Source organism: Frigidibacter sp. MR17.14, from assembly GCF_037095735.1.
GTDB lineage: Bacteria > Pseudomonadota > Alphaproteobacteria > Rhodobacterales > Rhodobacteraceae > Frigidibacter.
The window spans coordinates 373,066-395,023 of record NZ_JBAWKD010000001.1 but is presented as its reverse complement, the minus strand read 5'-3'; the positions used below and the strand labels follow the sequence as shown (position 1 = coordinate 395,023).

General features: G+C 68.7%; 21 protein-coding genes, 1 tRNA gene and 1 pseudogene. 18 read left to right on the top strand and 5 right to left on the bottom strand.

Annotated features, from left to right (window positions below; genetic code table 11):
• The first annotated feature begins 165 nt into the window (after positions 1–165).
• From V8J36_RS01845 to V8J36_RS01830, 4 genes are read left to right on the top strand one after another with little or no spacing between them, the layout of a single operon-like run.
• Positions 166–1,032 carry an HpcH/HpaI aldolase/citrate lyase family protein gene (locus V8J36_RS01845; RefSeq protein WP_336465544.1) on the top strand — a complete coding sequence of 289 codons (867 nt, stop codon included), beginning with the start codon at positions 166–168 and terminating at the stop codon, positions 1,030–1,032.
• Between the two features lie 42 nt (positions 1,033–1,074).
• The gene (locus V8J36_RS01840; protein WP_336465543.1) at positions 1,075–1,629 is read left to right on the top strand and encodes an NnrU family protein; all 555 of its coding nucleotides are present in this window, start codon (positions 1,075–1,077) and stop codon (positions 1,627–1,629) included.
• Positions 1,626–1,829 carry a DUF1737 domain-containing protein gene (locus V8J36_RS01835; RefSeq protein ID WP_336465542.1) on the top strand — a complete coding sequence of 68 codons (204 nt, stop codon included), beginning with the start codon at positions 1,626–1,628 and terminating at the stop codon, positions 1,827–1,829. The genes V8J36_RS01840 and V8J36_RS01835 overlap by 4 nt, the downstream gene beginning before the upstream one ends.
• Positions 1,830–1,858: 29 nt before the next feature.
• Entirely contained in the window at positions 1,859–2,890 is a 1,032-nt protein-coding gene (locus V8J36_RS01830) for a MaoC family dehydratase (protein WP_336465541.1), read from the top strand.
• A 173-nt stretch (positions 2,891–3,063) separates the two neighbouring features.
• On the opposite strand, the gene V8J36_RS01825 is transcribed toward V8J36_RS01830, so the two are convergent.
• Both V8J36_RS01825 and V8J36_RS01820 read right to left on the bottom strand, forming a co-directional pair.
• Complete coding sequence (locus V8J36_RS01825; protein WP_336465540.1) at positions 3,064–3,864, bottom strand: SseB family protein; 801 nt, start codon at positions 3,862–3,864, stop codon at positions 3,064–3,066.
• Positions 3,865–4,030: 166 nt separating this feature from the next.
• A complete protein-coding gene (locus V8J36_RS01820) occupies positions 4,031–5,032 on the bottom strand; it encodes a lysylphosphatidylglycerol synthase domain-containing protein (protein ID WP_336465539.1) in 1,002 nt (333 codons plus the stop codon).
• Between the two features lie 461 nt (positions 5,033–5,493).
• On the opposite strand from V8J36_RS01820, the gene V8J36_RS01815 reads away from it, so the two are divergent.
• The 6 genes from V8J36_RS01815 (at position 5,494) to V8J36_RS01790 (ending at position 11,725) form a co-directional block, all read left to right on the top strand.
• Positions 5,494–6,117 (top strand): DedA family protein, encoded by a 624-nt coding sequence (locus tag V8J36_RS01815; protein ID WP_336465538.1) that lies wholly within the window; start codon positions 5,494–5,496, stop codon positions 6,115–6,117.
• A gap of 187 nt (positions 6,118–6,304) precedes the next feature.
• Positions 6,305–7,564, top strand: coding sequence for a Na+/H+ antiporter NhaA (locus V8J36_RS01810; RefSeq protein WP_336465537.1), 1,260 nt, complete (start codon positions 6,305–6,307; stop codon positions 7,562–7,564).
• Positions 7,565–7,713: 149 nt separating this feature from the next.
• Positions 7,714–8,367, top strand: a complete 654-nt coding sequence (locus V8J36_RS01805) for an ABC transporter ATP-binding protein (RefSeq protein ID WP_336465536.1) — start codon at positions 7,714–7,716, stop codon at positions 8,365–8,367.
• Positions 8,351–10,132 carry a capsule biosynthesis protein gene (locus V8J36_RS01800; RefSeq protein WP_336465535.1) on the top strand — a complete coding sequence of 594 codons (1,782 nt, stop codon included), beginning with the start codon at positions 8,351–8,353 and terminating at the stop codon, positions 10,130–10,132. Before V8J36_RS01805 ends, V8J36_RS01800 begins: the two co-directional genes overlap by 17 nt.
• 38 nt (positions 10,133–10,170) lie before the next feature.
• Positions 10,171–11,004, top strand: coding sequence for a 3-deoxy-8-phosphooctulonate synthase (kdsA, locus tag V8J36_RS01795; protein WP_336466168.1), 834 nt, complete (start codon positions 10,171–10,173; stop codon positions 11,002–11,004).
• Positions 10,997–11,725, top strand: coding sequence for a heparan-alpha-glucosaminide N-acetyltransferase (locus tag V8J36_RS01790; RefSeq protein WP_336465534.1), 729 nt, complete (start codon positions 10,997–10,999; stop codon positions 11,723–11,725). Before kdsA ends, V8J36_RS01790 begins: the two co-directional genes overlap by 8 nt.
• A gap of 3 nt (positions 11,726–11,728) precedes the next feature.
• On the opposite strand, the gene V8J36_RS01785 is transcribed toward V8J36_RS01790, so the two are convergent.
• Positions 11,729–12,913, bottom strand: a complete 1,185-nt coding sequence (locus V8J36_RS01785) for an NAD(P)/FAD-dependent oxidoreductase (RefSeq protein ID WP_336465533.1) — start codon at positions 12,911–12,913, stop codon at positions 11,729–11,731.
• 109 nt (positions 12,914–13,022) lie between these two features.
• Here V8J36_RS01785 and V8J36_RS01780 point away from each other — a divergent pair.
• A tRNA-Gln gene (locus V8J36_RS01780) sits at positions 13,023–13,097 on the top strand.
• A gap of 340 nt (positions 13,098–13,437) precedes the next feature.
• Here the strand turns inward: V8J36_RS01780 and V8J36_RS01775 are convergent.
• Positions 13,438–14,489 (bottom strand): annotated as a pseudogene (locus tag V8J36_RS01775) (IS5 family transposase); the annotation flags it as partial.
• A 16-nt stretch (positions 14,490–14,505) separates the two neighbouring features.
• Positions 14,506–15,516 (bottom strand): LysR substrate-binding domain-containing protein, encoded by a 1,011-nt coding sequence (locus V8J36_RS01770; RefSeq protein WP_336465532.1) that lies wholly within the window; start codon positions 15,514–15,516, stop codon positions 14,506–14,508.
• A 154-nt stretch (positions 15,517–15,670) separates the two neighbouring features.
• On the opposite strand from V8J36_RS01770, the gene V8J36_RS01765 reads away from it, so the two are divergent.
• The 7 genes from V8J36_RS01765 to proC all read left to right on the top strand — a co-directional run bounded on the left by V8J36_RS01765 (position 15,671) and on the right by proC (position 21,827).
• Positions 15,671–16,735: a threonine aldolase family protein gene (locus tag V8J36_RS01765; protein ID WP_336465531.1), complete on the top strand. Its 1,065-nt coding sequence runs from the start codon at positions 15,671–15,673 to the stop codon at positions 16,733–16,735.
• A 10-nt stretch (positions 16,736–16,745) separates the two neighbouring features.
• Positions 16,746–17,495: an amino acid ABC transporter ATP-binding protein gene (locus V8J36_RS01760; RefSeq protein ID WP_336465530.1), complete on the top strand. Its 750-nt coding sequence runs from the start codon at positions 16,746–16,748 to the stop codon at positions 17,493–17,495.
• Positions 17,496–17,528: 33 nt separating this feature from the next.
• Positions 17,529–18,329, top strand: coding sequence for an ABC transporter substrate-binding protein (locus tag V8J36_RS01755; protein ID WP_336465529.1), 801 nt, complete (start codon positions 17,529–17,531; stop codon positions 18,327–18,329).
• Positions 18,330–18,395: 66 nt separating this feature from the next.
• Positions 18,396–19,076, top strand: a complete 681-nt coding sequence (locus V8J36_RS01750) for an amino acid ABC transporter permease (protein WP_336465528.1) — start codon at positions 18,396–18,398, stop codon at positions 19,074–19,076.
• A gap of 15 nt (positions 19,077–19,091) precedes the next feature.
• Complete coding sequence (locus V8J36_RS01745) at positions 19,092–19,781, top strand: amino acid ABC transporter permease (protein WP_336465527.1); 690 nt, start codon at positions 19,092–19,094, stop codon at positions 19,779–19,781.
• A 26-nt stretch (positions 19,782–19,807) separates the two neighbouring features.
• Positions 19,808–21,016 carry an acetylornithine deacetylase gene (argE, locus tag V8J36_RS01740; protein WP_336465526.1) on the top strand — a complete coding sequence of 403 codons (1,209 nt, stop codon included), beginning with the start codon at positions 19,808–19,810 and terminating at the stop codon, positions 21,014–21,016.
• A 1-nt stretch (position 21,017) separates the two neighbouring features.
• The gene (gene proC / locus V8J36_RS01735) at positions 21,018–21,827 is read left to right on the top strand and encodes a pyrroline-5-carboxylate reductase (RefSeq protein WP_336465525.1); all 810 of its coding nucleotides are present in this window, start codon (positions 21,018–21,020) and stop codon (positions 21,825–21,827) included.
• The last annotated feature ends 131 nt before the right edge of the window (positions 21,828–21,958 follow it).

The window sequence follows — 21,958 nt, the reverse complement described above, 5'->3', positions numbered from 1 at the left end:
CGATGTGCCGGGCGCCACGGCCCTGCGAAACAGCCTCGCGCCGCATTCGCAAGAATCGGTTAACGCTGCGACCTTCGTCGCGGTATTCTGCATCGCGGCAAAGACACGCTTGCCGAATGTACCAAATTCGTGGTTTCAGGCGAAAGAATATTTCGGAGGAGAATCATGTCACAGGCGGTCCGACCCTATCGCTCGGTGCTCTACATCCCCGGCTCGAAGGAGCGCGCGCTGGAGAAGGCCATGGGCCTTGCGGCTGACGCGATCATCTTCGACCTCGAGGACGCGGTGGCGATCGACGAGAAGGCCAATGCCCGCAGCCTGCTGGCGCGGGTGCTGACCGAATGGGACTTCGGCCCGCGGGCGCGGATCGTGCGGGTGAACGGGCTGGACACCGACTGGGGGCAGGCGGATGTCGCGACCTTCGCCACCGCGATCGCCGCGGGCGCCAAGGTCGACGCGATCCTGGTGCCGAAGGTGAACGGGCCGGCAGATCTGGACGCGGTGGCGGCGCTGGTGCCGGGCGTGGCGCTGTGGGCGATGATGGAGACGGCGGAGGGCATGCTGAACGCAGCCGCCATCGCCGCGCATCCGCGGCTGGAGGGCATGGTGATGGGCACCAACGACCTGGCCAAGGAGCTGGGGTCGCGGTTCCGGCCCGACCGGCTGGCGATGCAGGCGGGGCTGGGGCTGTGCCTGCTGGCGGCCAAGGCGCAGGGCCGGATCGTGATCGATGGGGTCTTCAACGCCTTCAAGGATGACGAGGGTCTGGCCGTCGAATGCGAGCAGGGCCGCGACATGGGCTTTGACGGCAAGACGCTGATCCATCCCGCGCAGCTCGAGGTCGCGAACCGCGCCTTCGCGCCGTCCGAGGCCGAGATCGCGCTGGCCGAGCGCCAGATCGCCGCCTTCGAAGAGGCCGAGCGGGCGGGGCAAGGTGTCGCGGTCGTCGACGGCAGGATCGTTGAAAACCTGCATATCGTCACCGCCAAGGCGACCTTGGCCAAGGCAAGCGCCATTGCGGCTTTCGGCTGATCGCGAAAGGGTTCGCCTGACGCGATTCCCGGAGGGTGCGAGATGATGGCGATGCTGATCCTTGGCGTGGTGCTGATGGCGGGGGCGCATCTGGCGATGCGTCTGTCGCCGGGGCTGAAGGTGCGGCTCGGGCGGCCGGGCTGGGGGGCGATCCTGGCTGTGGCGCTGGTGCTGATCGTGCTGGGCTACCGGGGGGCCGCGTTCACCCCGGTCTACGACCCGATCCCGGGCATCGGGCATCTGAACAACCTGATGATGCTGGTCGCGATCTTCCTCTTCGGTGTCGGCGGCACCAAGGGCACGCTCTGGCCGCGGCTCAGGAACCCGATGCTGATCGGCACCGTGGTCTGGGCGGTGGCGCATCTGCTGGTGAATGGCGATCTGGCCTCGGTCGTGCTGTTCGGGGGGCTCGGGCTTTGGGCGGTGATGCAGATCGTCCTGATCGACCGCGATCCCTGGGTGCGGCCCGATCCGGCGGCGGGGCGGGGGCTGAAGGGCGACCTGATGAACCTTGTCGGCACGCTGGTGCTTTACGGGCTGATCGCGGGGGTTCACATCTGGCTCGGGCACAATCCGTTCCTGGGAACCTACGCATGAAACTTTACCGATTCCTGACCGAGGACGACACCTCGGCCTTCTGCCACAAGGTCAGCCTCGCGCTGTCGAAGGGCTGGGAGCTGCATGGCGCGCCGACCTATGCCTATGACGCCGCGAAGGGCGTCATGCGCTGCGGGCAGGCGGTCACCAAGGTGGTGCCGGGCGAATATCACCCGGAGCTGAAGCTGGGCGAGCAATAGGCCCCGGAAAGGGGGCGAGGGGAGAGCGCATGAAGACGAACGCAGGCCGGTTCTTCGAGGATTACCGCGTCGGACAGGTCATCGACCACGCGGTGCCGCGCACGATCTCGGGCGGCGAGCGGGCGCTGTACCATGCGCTCTACCCCGCGCGCGGGGCGCTCTATTCCTCGGACGCCTTCGCGCGGGCCTGCGGGCTGGCGGCCTCTCCGGTCGATGATCTCGTGGCGTTCCATGTCGTCTTCGGCAAGACCGTGCCCGACATCTCGATCAACGCGGTGGCGAACCTCGGCTACGCCGAGGGGCGCTGGCGGAAGCCGGTCTGGCCGGGCGACACCTTGCGCGCCCGGTCCGAGGTGATCGGGGTCAAGGAGAATTCGAACGGCACCTCGGGCGTGGTCTGGGTCCGCTCGCAGGGCATCGACCAGACGGGCGAGACGGTCATGGACTATGTCCGCTGGGTGATGGTGCGCAAACGCGATGCCGCCTCGCCCGCGCCCGAGCCGGTGGTGCCGCAGCTGGCGCCCGCGGTGGCGGCGGCGGATCTGGCGATCCCGGCGGGGCTCGACTTCACCGGCTACGATTTCACGCTGGCGGGCGAGCCGCACCGCTGGGGCGACTATGCGGTGGGCGAGGTGATCGACCATGTCGATGGCGTCACCATCGAGGAGGCCGAGCACATGCTGGCCACCCGCCTGTGGCAGAACACCGCCAAGGTGCATTTCGACGCCACGTTCCGCGAGGATGGCAAGCGGCTGATCTACGGGGGGCACGTGATCTCGATGGCGCGGGCGCTGTCGTTCAATGGCCTCGCGAATGCGCAGATGATCGTGGCGCTGAACGGTGGCGCCCATGCCAATCCCTGTTTCGCGGGCGATACGGTGAAGGCCTGGTCCGAGGTTCTGGACAAGGCGCCGACCGCGGCCCCCGGTGTCGGCGCGATCCGGCTGCGGCTCGTCGCGGTCAAGGCCGGCGCCGGCGATCCACTGACCCTGAAGGAGGGCGGCAAATATGCCCCCCATGTCCTTCTCGACCTCGATTACTGGGCGCTGATGCCGCTCTGATCCCGGCCTCGACCCGGGCTTCGGCTTGGCGGCAATACTCCGGGGGAGCCCGGAACGGGCGGGGGCGGAGCCCCCCTTTTCGCGCTTTCGCATTGGCACAAATATCCCGGGGGAGTCCCGCAGGGACGGGGGCAGAGCCCCCTCTTCCGCCCCCCGCGCCCCCCGGCACGGCCTCAGCGCAGGATCGGCGGCCGTCCCGGGTCCATCCCCGGCGCGGTCGGGCCCTTCGCTGCCGGCGCTTCGGCCAGCTGCGGGATCTCGAGCCGGATCGCGACCCCGTCCATGGTCCGGGCGGCGGCGCTGTCGGGGGCCAGGAACGACACGTCGATCTCGCCCGCCTCGATCCCCGAGAAGGCCAGCGCCTCGCCCACCGCCTTGGCCAGCGCGGGTTCCGAGCCCTCGCGCGCGCCGAGGAAGGCCAGCATGTGCCCGCGCCGGTCGTCGGCATAGGTCACCGCGGCCAGAAGCGCGGTCTCGGCGAAGCCTGCGAGCTGCGAGAGCTTGGCGCGCAGCGCCGGTTCCAGTTCCGGCGGCAGCGCGGTGGGCCGCGCGAAGCCCTTCGGCAGGCCCGAGGCCGCCTCGGGCGCCGCGGCCAGCATGTCGGCCAGCCAGGACACCGCGCCCGCCGGCATCAGGAAGGACGAGGGCGCCACCGCGAGGTTCAGCCCCAGCCCAAGCTCGCCCGCCTGCGCCAGCATCGCCATCACCACCCGCCCCGGGATCGCGGCATAGGGGGTGGGGGCCTCGGCGAAGGTCGCGAGCCGTTCCTCGGTGTCGAAGGCCAGCACGAAGCGGCCCTCGTCCAGCGCGAAGACCTGCGGGCGGACCGGGGCGTCGCCCTCGGCCTCGTCGAGCAGCAGCAGGAACAGCTCGGTATCGGCGAGACGCTCGTAGAAGCGCATCCGCGCCCCCGCATCCTCGGGCGCGTCCTCCATCAGGCGATGGGCGAGGTCGAGCACGGTGGCTTCGGTCATGGCGTCTCCTGGCAGGTCGGTCCTGCCGCAGGGCAGGGGTCGCATCCTTTGCGCCCCTCCCGTAGTGCGCCCGGCGTCATGCGGCAAGGCCCCGGCACCGACGCTGGGCGGCGAAGCGTCGATCGTGGGAGAGGGGCGCAGGCGTGGGAGGGATCGACCGGCCGGCTCAGGCGCCCATCGCGGCCGAGGGGCGGCGCAGGCGGCGCAGGCCGCCGCCGATCTCGCGTCCGCCGAGCAGGATCAGCGCGAGGACGAAGGGCACGAGGTAGTAGATGATCCGGAAGCACATCAGCGCGGCGGTGGCGGTCAGGACTGGAACGCCCACCGGCAGGCTGGCCAGCACCACCGCCTCGAACACGCCGACGCCTCCGGGGACATGGCTGAGCACGCCGGCCATCATCGCCACCGCATAGACCGCCACGAAGGCCGCCAGCGCCGGCTTGCCCGAGGGCAGCAGCACCCAGAGCACCGCGGCCGAGGCGATCACGTCGACCAGCGCCGCCGTCCCCTGCAGGCCGAGCGCGCGCAGGCCCGGCATCGTCAGCCGCGCCGGTCCCAGCCTGACGCTGGTGCGCCGCAGGCAGGCGAACAGCAGCACGCCGATGACGATCACGGCCAGGGCCGCCGCGCCCGGACCCACCAGCCCCGCGCCCCAGGGCAGGTAGTCGGGCAGGGCCCCGGGATGCAGCGCCAGCGCGATCAGTCCGATCACCGTCAGGCCGGTGCCGATCGCCATGGCGACATAGGCCGAGACCGCGGCGACTTCCGTCGCCCCCAGCCCGCGCGGACCATAGAAGCGGTAGCGCACCGCGCCGCCGGACAGGGCGCTCAGCCCCAGCGTGTTGCCGAGCGCGGTGCCCAGAAGGCCCGCCCGCAGCGCCAGGCCCGTCGGCAGGTGGCGCCCGATCGCCCGCAGCGCGAAAAGATCGTAGCTGGCCAGCGCGAGATATCCGACCGCGGTGAGCGCGCCGGCGGTGGCGGCCACCTTCCAGGGCAGGGCGCGCATCTCCTGCAGGATCTCGGCCGGGCCGACGCTGCGCACCAGATGCACCAGCGCGTAGATGCCGACCGCGAGCAGCGTCGCGGTCACCGCCACCGGCATGTGGCCGCGCAGGCGGGCGGCCAACTGGCCCGCGCGCTGGCGCAGGATGGCGGCGATCGATGGCATCCGGGGTCCTCCTGTCTTCGGCGCCGGGGGCAGGTCCTGTTTACCCCACGTCGCCGGGCGGGAGTTAGGCGCTGGCGGGGCAGACTGTAAACTCTCTTCAGGCGTTTTTTACCGCGCGAGGCCTGACGCGTGCCGTGGCGGCTGCGGCCGCGCGGGGCGACATGGCGGGAAAGCGCCGACAGACTGGCGCGGTTCCCGCCGAGGGCGCGCGCTTGCGCGAAAATTCCCCCCGTGGCCGCCGCGGCGACCCCGCCGGCGCCACCGCCCGCGCCCGCCGGCCCCGGCCGGCGGGGGCCGGCGATTCGGCTGCCGCGCCGCCCGGGCCGTGGCGGAGCACGGCGGCGTTTCCGTTCCGCGGTTGGCGGACTATATCCCCGCCTACGGCGTCGGGATCGGCACCGGCACTGCCCATTGCCGCCGGGCGCCCGGCAGCCGCATCCTTGCCACGGGGTTCTCGTCACATGCTCACGACCGTCATGGCCACGCTGGCCGGCTGGATCACCGCCGCGATCGCCGCCTCGGGCTATGGCGGGGTGGCGCTGCTGATGGCGCTGGAAAGCGCCTGCATTCCGCTGCCCTCCGAGATCATCATGCCCTTCGCCGGTTCGCTGGTCGCGAGCGGCCGGCTGGACCTGTGGATGGTGGCCACCGCGGGGGCGCTGGGCTGCAATCTGGGCTCGACCGTGGCCTGGCTGGTCGGCAGCCGCGGTGGGCGCGCGGTCGTGCTGCGCTGGGGGCGGCGGGTCGGTCTGAGCGAACGGTCGCTGGCCCGGTCCGAGGCGCATTTCGCCCGCTGGGGGACGGCCACGGTCTTCACCTCGCGGCTGCTGCCGGTGGTGCGGACCTTCATCTCGCTGCCGGCGGGGATCGCGCGGATGCCGTTCTGGCGGTTCCAGATCTACACCTTCCTGGGGTCCTGGCCCTGGTGCCTCGCGCTGGCGTGGATCGGGATGCGGCTGGGCGAGGCCTGGGATCGCACCCCGGCGCTGCACAGCGCGATGCACGCCTTCGACGCGGTGGTGGTGCTGGGGCTGGCGGGCTGGCTGGGCTGGGTGCTGCTGCGCCGCCGCCGCGACCGCGCCTGACCGGCGCCGCGCCTGCCGCAGGGGGCGGCAGCCGGCGGTGACCGATCACGCATGGGGCCCGGATCCCGGTCCTGCGGGCCCCGTCGCGTGGCGCGGCGGATTGCCCGAGGCTGGGGGATCGTCTATGCCCGGTCCCGCAGGGTCAAGGCCGTCATGACGAACGGCCGAGGGACGGAAGGGATCGCCGGTGTACAAGGTCTGGAAGATCATCAACAATTATTCGCTTCTGCTGATTGGCGGGGCGATCCTCGCGCTGGTCTGGGCGAATGTGTCGCCCGACAGCTACCACCACTTCGTGCACTATCCGCTGATCGAGAACTTCTTCATCGGCCAGCTCGAAGAGGTGAACGGCGAAACCCACCGGGTGCTGACCGTCCACTACCTCTTCAACGACGTGCTGATGGCGCTGTTCTTCGCCATCGCCGCGAAGGAGGTCTGGGAGGCGATCATCCTCGAGGAGGGCAGCCTGCGCGGGCGCAAGGCGGCGACGCCGCTGATCGCGACGCTGGGCGGCATGGCCGGGCCGGTCGTGATGTTCTTCGCGCTGGCCTTCATCCTGTGGCCGGCCACGGTGCCGGACGTGGCGCATGGCTGGGCGATCCCGACGGCGACCGACATCGCCTTCTCGTATCTGGTGGGCCGGCTGGTCTTCGGCGCGGGCCATCCCGCGATCCGCTTCCTGCTGCTTCTGGCCATCGCCGACGATGCCGGCGGGCTGCTGATCCTGGCGATCTTCTATCCGACGGGCGAGCTGGCGCCGCAGTGGCTGATCCTGTCCTTCGGCGTCTGCCTGGCGGTGTTCCTGCTGTTCAACTGGCTGCCGCGCAAGCTTGACGGCGACAACCTTTCCAGCCCGCGCGGGACCTGGGTGCGCGAGAACCTCGGCTCGATGCCCTATCTGATCGCCGGGGCGATCAGCTGGTACGCCTTCCAGGAGGCCGGGATTCACCCGGCGCTGGGTCTGCTGCCGCTGATCCCGGCCATTCCCCATGCCGATCAGGCCTATGGCTTCTTCGCGCAGGAGGAAGAGAACATGACCGACCTGCTGAACCGGCTGGAGCATGCGCTGAAGGTGCCGGTGCAGCTGGTGCTGTTCGGGTTCGGCCTGTCGAACGCGGGCGTCGAGTTCGCCGCGATCGGCGAGCCGACCTGGCTCGTGCTGTTCGGGTTGCTGCTGGGCAAGCCGCTGGGGATCTTCCTGATGGGCTGGATCGCGGCCTACCCGCTGCGGCTGGGCCTGCCCGAGGGCATGAACCTGCGCGACCTGCTGGCGCTGGGCTGCGTGGCGGCCATCGGCTTCACCGTGGCGCTGTTCGTCGCCTCGGTCGCGTTCCCGGCCGGCGAGGTGCAGGATGCGGCCAAGATGGGCGCGCTGTTCTCGTTCGGCGCGGCGGCGGTGTCGCTGGTGGTGGGCAAGCTGGTGGGCGTGCGCAAGGTCCACGACTGACGGTCGGACGCGCGATGACGCACATTCGTTTTGCGCGCGTTCACCTCCCCCGCCATATTAGAGCCCTATTGGCCGGGTAACCCGTCGGCCGAAGCCGCGGCACAGCGGCGAGCAGACGGGGCCTGTCCGCCCCGTGCCGAGGCGAGCGGATGCTGGAATTCGTGAACGTGTCCAAATCCTTTTGGACAGGCAAACAGCGCAAGGTCATCCTCGACCGGGCCTCGTTCCGCGTCGAGATCGGCAACTCGCTGGGCATCCTCGCGCCGAACGGCACCGGCAAGACCACGATCATCAACATGATGGCCGGGCTGGAAAAACCGGACGAGGGCGAGGTGATCAAGACCTGCCGCGTCTCGTTCCCGCTGGGGTTCATGGGCGGCGTCGTCAACAAGCACTCGGGCACCGAGAACGCGCGCTACATCGCGCGGCTCTACGGGCTCGATCCCGACTATGTCGAGGCGTTCAGCCGCTGGCTCTGCGGGATCGAGGAATATTTCGACATGCCCGTCGGCACATACTCTTCCGGGATGCGGGCGCGCTTCTCGTTCTCGCTGCTGCTGGCACTGGAGTTCGACATCTACCTGATTGACGAGGGGATGCCGGCCACCACCGACGCCGAGTTCAACCGCAAGGCCGGCTCGATCCTGCGCGACCGGCTGCAAAGCTCGACCGTGGTCGTCGTCTCGCACCAGATGCAGACGCTGGAAAAGTTCTGCCGGTCGGCCGCGGTGCTGCGCGACGGCCATCTTCACATGTTCGACTCCCTGGAGGAGGCGAAGGCGCTGTATGACTATTCCACCTAAGGCCCTGAAATACCGCATCCGCCGCGCCGCCCCGGGCAGCGCGGCCCTGATGTCGCCCGCAATGGCCCCGCAGCGGCCCGACGTGGCACGGCCCGATCCCTTGCGGGTCGATCCGCCGCAGCCCGAGGCCGCCCGCCCCAACGCCACCCGCCCCGAGGCCGCCCGGACCGAGACCCTGCGCGCCCGTGCGCCGGGGGCCGAGCCTTCGCGTCCCGCGCCCGCGCATCAGCCGAGCCCGCTCGACCAGCTGTTCGCCGCCCCGCCCAGCGAGGACGGCTTCGGGCTGGGGCCGTTCCCGACCGCGAAGCCCGATCTGGTGCTGGCGCCCTCGGAGCGCACCACCGAAGAGGAGCTGAACGCGATCCGCGCCGAGGGGCTGACCGGGCGCCAGCTGCGCATCGCGCGGCGCGTGGCGCAGCGCCACGGCATCGACGCGACCTCGGATTTCGAGGCGGTGCGCCTGCTGCGCCGCCGGGGCATCGACCCGTTCCAGCGCTCGAACATGCTGGATCTGGTGGTGACGGGCGCCGAGGCCGAGGCCAAGGTGCAGTTGCCGCAGACGGTGCCGAAGGAACGCCCGCAGCTGCCGGCGGTCGAGACGATGACGCCCGAGCGGCGGGCGGGCGAGATCCTGCGGATCCAGCGCGACATCGCCCGGCGCCGGCGCAAGAAGATGGTGCTGCTGCTCACCCGGCTGGCCTTCTTCGTGCTGCTGCCGACGCTGATCGTCGGCTGGTACTATTTCCGCGTGGCGACGCCGCTTTACGCGACGCGTTCGGAATTCGTGATCCAGCAGGCCGACACCAAGATGGGGGCGGGGAACCTGTCCTCGCTGTTCTCGGGCACGCAGTTCGCGACCAGTCAGGATTCGATCACCGTCCAGGGCTATCTGAACTCGCGCGAGGCGATGCAGCGACTGGACCACGACCTTGGCTTCCGCGGCCACTGGAGCCAGCCCTCGATCGACCCGGTGCAGCGGCTGGACCCGAAGGCGACGGTCGAGGAGTCGTACCGGCTTTACCAGCGCAACGTGAAGATCGGCTACGACCCGACCGAGGGCATCATCAAGATGGAGGTGATCGCCGCCGATCCCGGCGTCGCCACCGCCTTCGCGCAGGCGCTGATCGGCTATGCCGAGGAGCAGGTCGACCAGCTGACCTACCGGCTGCGCGAGGACCAGATGCGCGGCGCCCGTGAAAGCTACGAGGATGCCGAGAGGAAGGTCGACGACGCGCAGCGCCGCGTGCTCGACCTGCAGGAGCAGCTGGGCGTGCTGGACCCGGTGTCCGAGAATTCGGCGGCGATGGCGCAGATCACCGCGCTGCAGACCCAGCTCGATCGCAAGCGGCTGGAGCTGGCGCAGCTGGAAAGCAACGACGCGCCGAATGCGGCCCGCGTCAGCGGCGCGCAGGGCGACGTGCAGCGGCTTGAGGGGATGATCGGCGAGCTGCGCGGCAACCTGACCAAGAGCATGAACGGCGGCGCGTCGCTGGCCGCGGTCTCGGGTCAGCTGCGCATCGCCGAGGCCGACCTGCAGACCCGCCAGCTGATGCTGAGCCAGGCCGCCCAGCAGATGGAGGTCGCGCGGATCGAGGCCAACAAGCAGGTGCGCTACCTGTCCACCGGCGTGAAGCCGCTGGCCCCGGACGAGGCGACCTATCCGCGCGCCGGCGAAAATACTTTCGTGGCCCTGCTGATCTTCTCGGGTCTCTACCTTATGGTCTCGCTGACCGCCTCGATCCTGAAGGAACAGGTCTCGGCGTAGGACTGCAACGGGCTTTCGGCCCGGGGAGAGACGAGATGATGAAGGATGTGGCCGTGGGTGGGCTGACGGTCGGCAACGACCGTCCGCTGACGGTGATCGCGGGCCCGTGCCAGCTGGAATCGGCCGACCACGCGCAGATGATTGCGGGCGTCATGGCCGAGGCCTGCGCCAGGGCCGGCGCGCAATACGTGTTCAAGGCCAGCTACGACAAGGCCAACCGCACCTCGCTGAAGGGGCGGCGGGGGCTGGGGATCGAGGCGGGGCTGCAGATCCTTGCCGACATCAGGTCCGGCATGGGCCTGCCGGTGCTGACCGACATCCACGACGCGGCGCAGGCGGTCGAGGCCGCGGCGGTGGTCGACATCATCCAGATCCCGGCCTTCCTCAGCCGGCAGACCGACCTTCTGCTGGCGGCGGGCCGGACCGGCTGCGTCGTGAACATCAAGAAGGGCCAGTTTCTTGCCCCTTGGGACATGGCGAACGTGGCCGAGAAGGTCGCCTCGACCGGCAATGACAAGATCCTGCTGACCGAGCGTGGCGCGTCCTTCGGCTACAACGCGCTGGTGGCCGACATGCGCTCGCTGCCGATCATGGCCAAAACCGGCTATCCGGTGATCATGGATGCGACCCATTCGGTGCAGCAGCCGGGCGGGCAGGGCGGGTCTTCCGGCGGGCAGCGCGAGTTCGCGCCGGCGATGGCGCGCTGCGCGGTGGCGCTGGGCGTGGCCGGCGTCTTCATCGAGACGCATGAGGACCCGGACAACGCGCCCTCGGACGGGCCGAACATGGTGCGGCTGAACGAGATGCCGGCGCTGGTCGAGCTGCTGATGGCGCTCGACGGCATCGCCAAGGCGGCGCCGCTGCGTGTCTGACGCGGGGCGGCCGCGGCTCTGGTCGCTCGACATCGCGCGCACGGTGCTGCTGGTCGCGATGGCGAGCTTCCACCTGACCGTCGATCTCGAGATGGCGGGGCTGATCGGCCCCACCAGCATGACCCCGCCCTGGCAGCTTTACGCAAGGCTGATCGCGGGCAGCTTCCTGTTCGCGGCAGGCTTCAGCCTGTGGCTGGCGCATGGCCGCGGGATCCGGGCCCGCAGCGCGGCGATCCGCATCGCCCAGATCGCGGCCGGGGCGCTGGCGGTGTCGGTCGCCACTCGGCTGGCGGTGCCGGGGGCCTGGGTGTTTTTCGGCATCCTGCACCTGATCGCGGTCGGCAGCCTGTTGTCGCTGGCCTGCCTGCGCCTGCCGTTCTGGCTGACGGCGCTGGCGGGCGCGGCGGTGCTGGCGGCCCCGCGATTCGTGATCCTGCCGCTGCTCGACACGCCCTGGGGCATGTGGACCGGGCTTGGCTGGGTGATCCCGCGATCGGTCGATTTCGTGCCGCTTTTCCCCTGGTGGGGCATGATGCTGCTGGGGCTGGCCAAGGCGCAGGCGGTGACCCGCTTCGGCCGGATGCCCGTCGGGCGCCCCGCGGCTTCGGTGCCGCGCTGGCAGCGCTGGCTGGCCTGGCCGGGGCAGCACGGGCTTGCGGTCTACCTGATCCACCAGCCGGTGCTCTTCGGCCTTGTGCAGGCCTGGGCGGCGCTGCGCTAGGCCCTACAGCGCCTGCGCGCAGGCCCAGGCCGAGGACCAGGCCCACTGGAAGTTGTAGCCGCCGAGCCAGCCGGTGACATCCACGACCTCGCCGATGAAATGCAGGCCCGGCACCGCCTTCGCCTCCATCGACCGCCCATCGAGCGCGGCGGTGTCGACGCCGCCCAGCGTCACCTCGGCGGTGCGGTAGCCCTCGGTCCCGACCGGGCGCAGCTCCATCCGCGCGGCGGCGGCGATGCGGTCGAGCACGGCGTTGCCTTGGTCGGCCAGCCGCGCCACCGGGTCGACCCCTGCCAGGTCGAGCACCAGCCCCGCCACGCGCTCGGGCATGTGCCGGGCCAGCGCCTTGCCGATCTGGCCCTTGCCGGCCTCTTGCCGCGCCGCCTTCAGCGCGGCGGCAAGGCTGCGGCCTGGGTCGAGGTCGGCGGTGATCGCCTCGCCCTCGCGCCAGTAGCTCGACACCTGCAGGATCGCCGGGCCCGAGAGGCCGCGGTGGGTGAAGAGCACGGGTTCGTCGAAGCCCGGGCCCTTCGTCGGGGCGACGCGCGCGGGCACCGCGACCCCGGCCAGCGGCACCATCCGGCCCAGCTCCTGCTCGGCGAAGGTCAGCGGCACGAGGCCGGGGCGGGTTTCCAGCACCGGGATCCCGAACTCTTCGGCCAGCCGGTAGCCGAACCCGGTGGCGCCGATCTTCGGGATCGACTTGCCGCCGGTCGCAACGACCAGCCGGCGGGCGAAGAGGACGCCGTCCGAGGTGGCGATGCGGAACAGCTCACCCTCGCGGGTGACCTCCTCGACCGAGACCTCGGTATGGATCTGCGCCCCTCCGGCCTCGGCCCCCCCGACCAGCATCTGCACGATCTGGCTGGCCTTGCCCTCGCAGAACAGCTGGCCCGCGGCTTTCTCGGTCCAGGAGATGCCGGCGCCCTCGACCCGGGCGAGGAAATCGCGCGGGGTGAAGCGGCGCAGCGCCGAAAGGGCGAAGCGCGGATTGGCCGAGAGGAAGCGTTCCGGCGCGGTCGAGAGATTGGTGAAGTTGCACCGTCCGCCGCCCGAGATGCGGATCTTCTCGCCCACGCGCCGGGCATGGTCGAGCACGACGACCGAGCGGCCGCGCGCCGCCGCCTCGCCCGCCGCAAAGAGGCCGGCCGCGCCGGCGCCGAGGATCACCGCATCGACTGTCTGCATGGCGGGGGCCATAGCGGGCGGTTGCCGCAGAGGCAATTGCATCGACGCGAAAAAAGCGCGGATTTAGCTCTTGCGGTCCCCGGTCGCCTTGGCTAGTAAGCGCGCCAGTTGGGGCGTGGCCAAGTGGTAAGGCGTCGGTTTTTGGTACCGTGTACCGTAGGTTCGAATCCTACCGCCCCAGCCAAGTTCTTGAAAGAGATAATGAAGCAAGATGCTTGCGCGGTCGCGCAAGCGTCGTTCTGCAGTGTGCGGCGAAACAGCTTCGCATGCGGGTCCACGAAAGCTCCGTCGCGAGTCACGTTCGCGACCTCTCAGGACGTCGGGCCGGCACAGTGTTCGCAGAAGTGAGCGGCTTTTCTTTCATCGTGGTTGGCCGGTGTTCTTCGTTCGCGCCGTTGCCCCTGAATTTCTGTCCGTGTCCTTTCAGAAAACCCTTCACAGCGAAGCGGTGATGAGGGCGGCAAGCGACCTTGTTGCGCTACTCGGAGGCGAGGGTACTTCGTCTTCTTTCCCCACGGGCCCCAGGCAATGGCCTTGATCTCGGCCCTTCCAAGGGCCGAGCAGCAGTTCATGATGGCGATGCGGATCTGGATCTCGGCGCTCTGTCGGTTGGGGTCTTGCGACATGATCCGTTCCCAAAGGAGCCTGAGGCGGTTCATCCGAGCCTCGACCCGACCTCGGGCGTGGTAGCCCGTCCAATTTTTCCAGATCGATCGGCCCAGATATCGCGTCGTCTGCAGCGTCTCGTTTCGCGATTTCGAAGCGGGACAATCGGGTTTCCACTCTCGCCCACTGCGACGGATCGGTCGTGAGGGCTGACTGCCATTGGTCCTAGGAATACCCGAAGTGTTCTTCGCTATGCTCGAGGATCGCGGCATGACAGCGGCGCGTGTCATCGGCGCCATCGGCACTGACTGTCTTGATCGTTGCCCCGCCGGGTTGGCTGTTGCCTTGCTTGCTGGGGGTGAATTCGACCGCACGGTGTCACCAGCCGAAGTGTCCATGGTCGGATGAACCTTCCGCAATTCGTGCCTGCGCGTCGCGCCATGCTTGCGCGAAGCCACTCGCCATCGCCGCGGAAACGGATGCCGCCTCGTCATGGTTACTCGGGCCTGTGGGGTTCTATGGCTCGATGTCGATCAGCAGGTTTGGCGGCACCTCGGAATGCCGATACGGGATCTCCACCGAGATCCGGGCCTGGCGTCGACACAGCGTCGCATGGTGCGGCGTGGGCCAGTCCAGCCCCGCCATCTCGATCAGGCGCGCCACCAGTCCGTTTGCCAGTGAGCTCGGACCACGGGCGCCTCACTGGCTCAGGCTGACGGAGCGTCAGGCCGAACAGCATCTCCAGTGTCAGGAAGTTCTGAATGGCATTCGTCAGGGAAACGATCTGGAAGATCGTGCCCCTGGCCCTCAGGTCGAGAAGGTCTCGGGGTGGCCGCGCTTGCCACTTCGGTCTGCCTGCCAGGACATGTCCGGATCGAACCAGACGGACAACGAGTCTCGTCACTCCAGGGAAGTGTCATCGTCAGACCAATTCGTCGTGCCGATAGCGGCTGTCGGCAGGCGATGGCATGCCAACGATCTCACCATCAGGATTCCCGAGCTGACTCCCTCTCACCGGTAGATGTAACGACCTCCTCCTGCTGTTCCCTTCGGTTCCCGGGCAGATCGACACGATGTGTGGGACGCGAGAGCTCAGCGATCTCTGACAGGCACTTCGTTTTTTGCGCATGCAGGCTCTGCACCAGTTCGGTGATGAGCGGCCCGTTCTCGGAGAACTTCGACAGCAGGATCACGCTGTGGAACGGCAGGTCGATCTCGAGCTTGCGGATCACGACGCCGCGCCGTTTGAAGTCCAGGGCAGAGAACGGGTTGATGATGCTGATGCCCAGCCCCTGTGACACCGCCTCTGCCGCGATCAGCGAGTTGTCCACTTCCATCACCGGCGTGGGACGCACGCCGTGCTCTTCGAGATGCCGTTCCAGGCGCCGGGCATAGGGGTCGATCTGGCTGAGATAGATGAAGTCCTGCCCGTGCAGGTCCGCGATCCTGATCTCTTCCCGCTGCGCCAGCGGGTGCCCGACCGGCAGGATGCAGACCTCGGGGGCGCTGGTGAAGGGGATGACCTCGGTCCCCTCGGGCTCGACCCCATAGGCCGTCAGCCCGATGTCGCATTGCCGACCGGCCACGAGGTCGGTGATCTCCTGCGTCTTGCGCGTCGACATCACGGTGTGGACGCTGCCCCGGTTCTGGCGGAAGGCGGTCGTCGCCGAGACGATGAAGTTCTGCGAATAGGCCGGCGCGACCGCGATGTGGACCTTGCCCTGCTGCAGGTTGCGGATCTCTTCGGCATAGCGCCCGATCTGCCGGACGCTACGGAACGAGCGGTCGACCTCGTGGAACAGAAGCCGCGCCGCATCCGTCGGCGTGACCCGGTTGCCCGACCGGGTGAAGAGCACCATCCCGACCGCATCCTCGAGCTGCTTGAGCGACCGGCTGACCGCCGGCTGCGAGGTGTTCAGCACATCCGCGGCCCCCGTCACCGTGCCCACCGAGACCGTGGCGTGAAAACACTCGAGCAGTCTGGAGTTCAGTCGCATCGTCGTCCTCTTGGCAGCACCGCGTCAGCATATCATCTGTGCATGGCTGGCGATAATATCTTTATTATTCGAATGCTGAACAGGCTGCCAATCTGGCTCGCACATGACGAGGAGGGGCTTCGGTGCCCCTCCCCGGACCAGAGCGGAGCAAGGCATGATCATCGACTTCTATGCGGATACGAAAACGCGGCCATCGCGGGCGATGCGGGAGGCCGTGCTCGACTGCGTCGTGGGCGATGAGCAGAAGGACGAGGATCCGACCACCCGCGCGCTCTGCGACCGTGTCGCGCAGCTTCTGGGCAAAGAGGCGGCGGTGTTCCTGCCCTCGGGGACGATGTGCAACGAGATCGCGATCCGCCTGCACACCGAGCCGGGCGACGAGATCATCTGCGACTATTCCAGCCATATCGTGAACTACGAGGCCGGGGCGCCGGCCGCCTTCAGCGGCGTGATGATCCGCACGGTGCATGGCCCGAACGGCGTCTTCTCGGCCGCGCAGGTCGCCGAGGCGATCCGCCCGGCCTCGCGCTATCTGCCGAAGACCGCGCTTCTGTGCGTCGAGCAGACGGCGAACCTCGGCGGCGGCACGGTTTGGCCGGTCGAGACGCTGGACGAGGTGGCCCGCATCGCCAGGGCGGCGGGGGTCGCCACGCATATGGACGGCGCCCGGCTGCTGAACGCCGCGGTCAAGAGCGGTATCGACGCCGCCCGCCATGCGCGAGACTACGACACCGTCTGGATTGATTTCACCAAGGGACTCGGGGCGCCGATCGGCGCGGTCTTGGCAGGATCGGCCGCGCATATCGAGAAGGCCTGGCGGCTCAAGCAGCGGTTCGGCGGCGCGATGCGCCAGTCGGGGATCGCGGCCTCGATGTGCCTCTACGCGCTGGATCACAACGTCGAGCGGCTGGCCGACGACCATGCGCTGGCCTCCTGGCTCGGCGCGCGGATAGGGGCGCTCGGGCTGGTCGAGCGGGTGGTGCCGGTCGAAACCAACATCGTCATCTTCGACCTGAAGCCCGAGGCGCCGACCGCGGCCGAGGTGGTCGAGGCACTGCGCGCGCAGGGGGTCCTGGTCGGGGCCTTCGGGACGCGCCGGATCCGCGTCGTCACCCATATCGACGTCGATCGCGCGGGGGGCGAGGCCCTGATGGCGGCGCTGGCCCAGTGCCTGGCCGGGGGGGCGGTCCCTTCCGCGGCGCTGCCGCAGCAGGCATGAGGGGCGCGCCATGACACAGCCCCTGGTGAAGGTCGACAATGTCTGCAAGACGTTCCAGACGGCGGACGGTCGGATGATCGAGGCCCTGCGCAACGTCTCGACCGAGGTCGCGAAGGGCTCGGTCCTGGCGATCATCGGGCCGAGCGGCTCCGGCAAGAGCACATTCCTGCGCACGCTCAACGGGCTCGACCGGCACAGCTCGGGCTCGATCAGCATCGACGGGGTCGCGGTCTCGGACCCCGGCACCGACATGAACGCGCTGCGCGCCGATGTCGGCATGGTGTTCCAGCACTTCAACCTGTTCCAGCACAAGACGGCGCTGGAAAACATCGTCCTGCCGCAGGTGCTGGTGCGCAAGACGCCGCGCCCAGAGGCCGAGGCCCGGGCGCGAGAGCTGCTGGCGCGGCTCAGCCTCGGGCATCTGGCGCAGAACTATCCCCCGCAGTTGTCGGGCGGCCAGCAGCAGCGCATCGCCATCGCCCGGGCGCTGGCGATGCGGCCGAAGCTGATGCTGTTCGACGAGGCGACCTCGGCCCTCGACCCCGAGATGGTGGGCGAGGTGCTGGACCTGATCAAGACGCTCGCGGCCGAGGGCATGACCATGTGCCTCGTGACCCATGAGATGAACTTCGCCCGCGAGGTCTGCGACCGGATCCTGTTCATGGATGCCGGAGAGATCGTCGAAACCGGCGCGCCGAGGGCGTTCTTCGCCGCCCCCCGGACCGACCGGGCGCGCCAGTTCCTCGAAAAGGTTCTTTGAACCGGACTGCCACCACCAACAGGGAAATCAACAGTGAAAACACTCAGAAACTCCGTCTTCGCCGCGATCGCCTGCCTCGCCGCGCAGCTGTCCGGCGCCAGTGTCGTCCAGGCCGACACCCTTTCCGACATCGTCGATCGTGGCACGGTCAAGGTCGCCGTCCAGACCCAGGGCCCTCCGTACAGTTTCGTCGACAAGAACGGCGAGCGCACAGGGATGGCGGTCGAGCTGGTGCGTATGATGGCCGAGGACATGGGCGTCACGGTCGAGTTTTCGGACTATGAATGGAAGGGCCTGATCCCGGCGCTTCTGAGCAAGAAGGTCGATTTCATCGCGGCCGACATGTCGCCGACGCCGCAGCGCGCGCTGCAGCTGTTGTTCACCGATCCCTTCTACGAGTCCGACATCGTCGCCTATGTGCGCGGCGACAGCCCGGCCAAGACCTGGCAGGACCTGGACAAGGACGGCATCCAGATCGGTGTCCCGCAGGCCAGCTCGCATGTGAAGTACAGCCGCGACAACATGCCGAAATCGACGGTGGTCGAGCTGTCTGGGGGCAGCCCTGCGGTCGCGCAGGCGCTGTCCGTCGGCCGCGTCGACGCGGGCGTCACCGCGCGCGGCATCGCAGCGCAGTTCACCCGCGAGTTCGAGGGGATGCGCATCCTGGACGGCGTGATCGTGAAGGGCGCGATGAGCTTCCCTGTCCGCCCCGACGACACCCATCTGGCCGCCTGGATCAACAACTGGTTCCGCATCAAGAAGGCCGACCGGACGCTCGAGCGGATGATCGATTACTGGGTGCTGACCGATGCCTGGGAAGCCGATCACAAATGATCCGTCCCAGCCAGCCTGCAGGGGGCCGTCACCGGCCCCCGCTTTCCCGCCGCCACGGGGGCGCCGATGACGCTTGCTGAGATCTACAACTACCGCGTCGCGCTGGCCTACCTGCCGGACTTCGCCTGGGGGCTGTGGTCCACGCTCTGGATCTCGGCGGTCTGCCTGTGCCTGTCGCTGGGCTTCGGGGCGCTGGTCGCGATGGGCCACGCGTCGCAGAGCCGCTGGATCCGGCTGGGTGTCGTCTCTTATGTCGAGCTGATCCGCAGCACGCCGCTGCTGATCCAGGTCTACTTCATCTACTACGGCCTCGCGCAGATCCCGGTTCTGAACATCCCGATGCCGCCCCTGGCCTGCGGCATCCTCGCGCTGACCATCCACAGCACCGCCTATATGAGCGAGATCATCCGCGGCGGCATCGAAGCCGTCGATCCCGGCCAGGTCGAAGGCGCCAAGGCGCTGGGGATGTCGCGCCGGCAGGCGATGATCCACATCATCTACCCGCAGGCGATCGCGAACGTCATCCCCCCGATCCTCGGCCAGGGCGCGGTGCTGATCAAGGACACCTCGGTCCTGAGCTTCATCGCGGTCTACGAGTTGCTCAGCGCCGGGCTGACCGTCCTGTCGGACCGGGTCATGCCGGTCGAGGCCTTCATCACCCCGGCCATCGGCTACCTGCTGATCTACGCGCTGATGCTCACCCTCTCGGCCCGGGCGAAGCGCCACTTCGCCGGTCGGCGGCATTAACCGGAGGCTCCAACCATGTGGGACGTCATTGTCCAGACACTGCCCTTCCTGCTGGAAGGGTTCGTGAACACTATCATCATCTCGCTTGCCGCGATCGCGGGGGGCAGTCTCATCGGGCTGGCGTTCGGCGTGCTGCGCGCCGTCGGGCCACGAAGCGTCAGCACGCTGCTGGCAGGCTACGTCCATGCGATCCGCGCGACTCCGATCCTCGTGCAGGTTTACATCGTCTATTACGTGCTGCCCGCGACCGGGGCATCGCTCTTCGACTTGGGCAGCTTTTCGGCAGCCGTCATCGCGCTGACGATCTACACCTCGTCCTATGCGACCGAGGTCGTTCGCGGCGCGCTCCAGGCGGTGCCGAAGGGGCAGTGGGAAGGCGCGGCGGCCGTCGGCATGTCGAAGCGGCAGATGCTGGCGCATGTGATCCTGCCGCAGGCCTGGAAGCTGATGCTGCCGCCACTGGCCGGCACCTACGTGCTGGTCATCAAGGGCACCTCGATCCTGTCGGTGATCGGCGTGGTCGAACTGATGCGCGAAGGCCATGACGCGATCCATCGCCACCCCGCCGACATCATGCCGATCCTGTGCCTCTGCGCGGCGCTCTACTTCGCCTACTGCTTCCCGATCCTGCGCGCCATCCGCCACCTTGAGCGTCGCCTCGGCGGCAGCCGCCCGCGCAGCGTCGTCATCGGCGCCGCCTGGTGAGCACGCTTTTGAGAAAGATCCTTCCCGTGACAGACAGACCGGAAACACTGCTGGCCATCCTCGAGCGCCTCTGCGCCTTCAAAACGATCAGCGACCGCAGCAACCTTGAATTGATCGGCTACTGCGAGCAGCTCCTGCGCGATGCGGGCTACGCGGTGACAGTGCTGCCCGACGCGACCGGCACCAAGGCGAACCTGCATGCGGTCAAGGGCGATCCGGTCCGGCCCGGCCTGGTGCTTGCGGGCCATACCGACGTCGTCCCGGTAGAGGGGCAGAGCTGGTCCGGCGATCCCTTCCGTTTGCTGCGCGACGGAGACAGCCTGCGCGCGCGGGGCGTGACCGACATGAAGGGCTTTGTCGCCGCCGCCCTCACCTTCGCCCTCGAAGCAGAGATCGTGGCCGCGGACGCGCCGCTGCATCTCGTGCTGACCTATGACGAAGAGACCGGCTGCTTCGGGGCGCGCGACATTGTGCCCTACCTTCGGGCGAACCTGCCGGCGGGCAGCCTGTGCCTTCTGGGCGAGCCGACGGGGCTGGCGCCGGTCATCGCGCACAAGGGCATTCTGGGACTGCGAACCGAGATCACCGGGTCGGATGGCCACGCGGCCCGCATCCGCTTCGGCGCGAATGCGATCCATTTCGCGGGCGAGCTGATCGGGCACCTGCGGTCCGAGGGCGACCGCTACGCGGAACGGTCCGTGCCCGGCGGCTATGCCTCGCCGCATTCGACGATCCAGGTCGGGGTGATCGCCGGGGGCGTCGCGCGCAACATGATCGCGAACAGCTGCCGGCTGGACTACGAATTCCGAAGCGTGCCCGAGGATGACCCCGACGCGTTCCTCGCGCGCCTCGGGGACCTGCTGCAGAACGATATCCTGCCCCGGATGCTGCGCAACGAACCCGCCGCTGGGATCGAGACCGAGGTGCGCTCGCGCGTGCCCGCCTTCCGCGGAGCCTCCGACGGGCCGTTCCTGCAAGCCGTGCGCCGGTGTTTCCGCGACGCAGATCCGGTTGCCTGGGATGGCGTGACCGAGGCGGGCTACTACGCCCAGGCCGGGCTCGAGGTGATCATCTGCGGCCCCGGCGACATCACCCAGCCGCACCGGGCCGACGAGCGGGCGTCGCTCGCGGCGCTGATCGCCTGCATGGAGGGCTTGGACAGGCTGCTGCTGGCGCTCGGCATCGGCGCGGCGGGCTGCACGCGCGAAGGCTGCATGGGCGAACGGAGGGCCTGAGATGAAGGTGCTGTTTTTAGGCTGCGGGAACATGGGCGCGGCCATCGCCGCCGGCCTGTTGCGGGCCTGTCTGGAGGCCCGGCTGATCGTCGTCGACAGGGACATCGACAGGGCCAAGTCGCTTCTGCCGGCCGATGGGGTGCAGTTCCTCGACAGCCTGGCGCCCCTGCAAGGGCAGACCTTCGACGTCACGGTCCTTGCCGTGAAGCCGCAGCAGTTCGCGGCACAGCCCGCCTCCGACTTCCCGCAGGACTGCGGCCTGGTGATCTCGATCATGGCCGGGGTGACGGTCGAGGCGCTGCAGGCCCGCTTCGGCCCCGACAGGACTGTGAGGATGATGCCGAACCTGCCCGCGCTGGTGTCGCGCGGCATGACGGTCGGCTATGCGCCTGCCGGGGTGTCGGCGCAGGACCGGACGCAGGCCACGCGGATCTTCGAGGGGTCGGGGCGCGTCGAATGGCTTGAGCATGAATGGCAGATCGACAGCGCCACCGCCGTGGCCGGCAGCGGTCCGGGTTATGTCTTCGCCTTCGTCCACCACCTTGCCGAAGCGGCGCGCGCTGAGGGCCTGCCGGATGCTCTGGCGGATCTCTTGGCAGAGGAGACGCTTTTCGGGGCGGCAGCGCTGCTCGAAGCCGATCCTCGCCCTGTGCTGGATCTGAAACGCGCTGTGACCAGCCGGCATGGCACCACGCAGGCTGGCCTCAGCGTCCTGGAAATGGACGAAGGGCTGCCTCGGCTCCTTCGCAGCGCAGTCCGTGCCGCGCGCGAGCGTTCGTTGGCGTTGGCGCAGGAGGTTGGGAGATACTGAAGCCGCTGGCCACCCGGGCACGTCCGCTATCGGCGAAGACGCCATTCAAGTTCCGAGCAAAGGGATCGTCATATCGCAGGCGGATTTAGAAAAACCGCTCCCAGTCGCCTCGACTCTTCTGCCATCAAGGT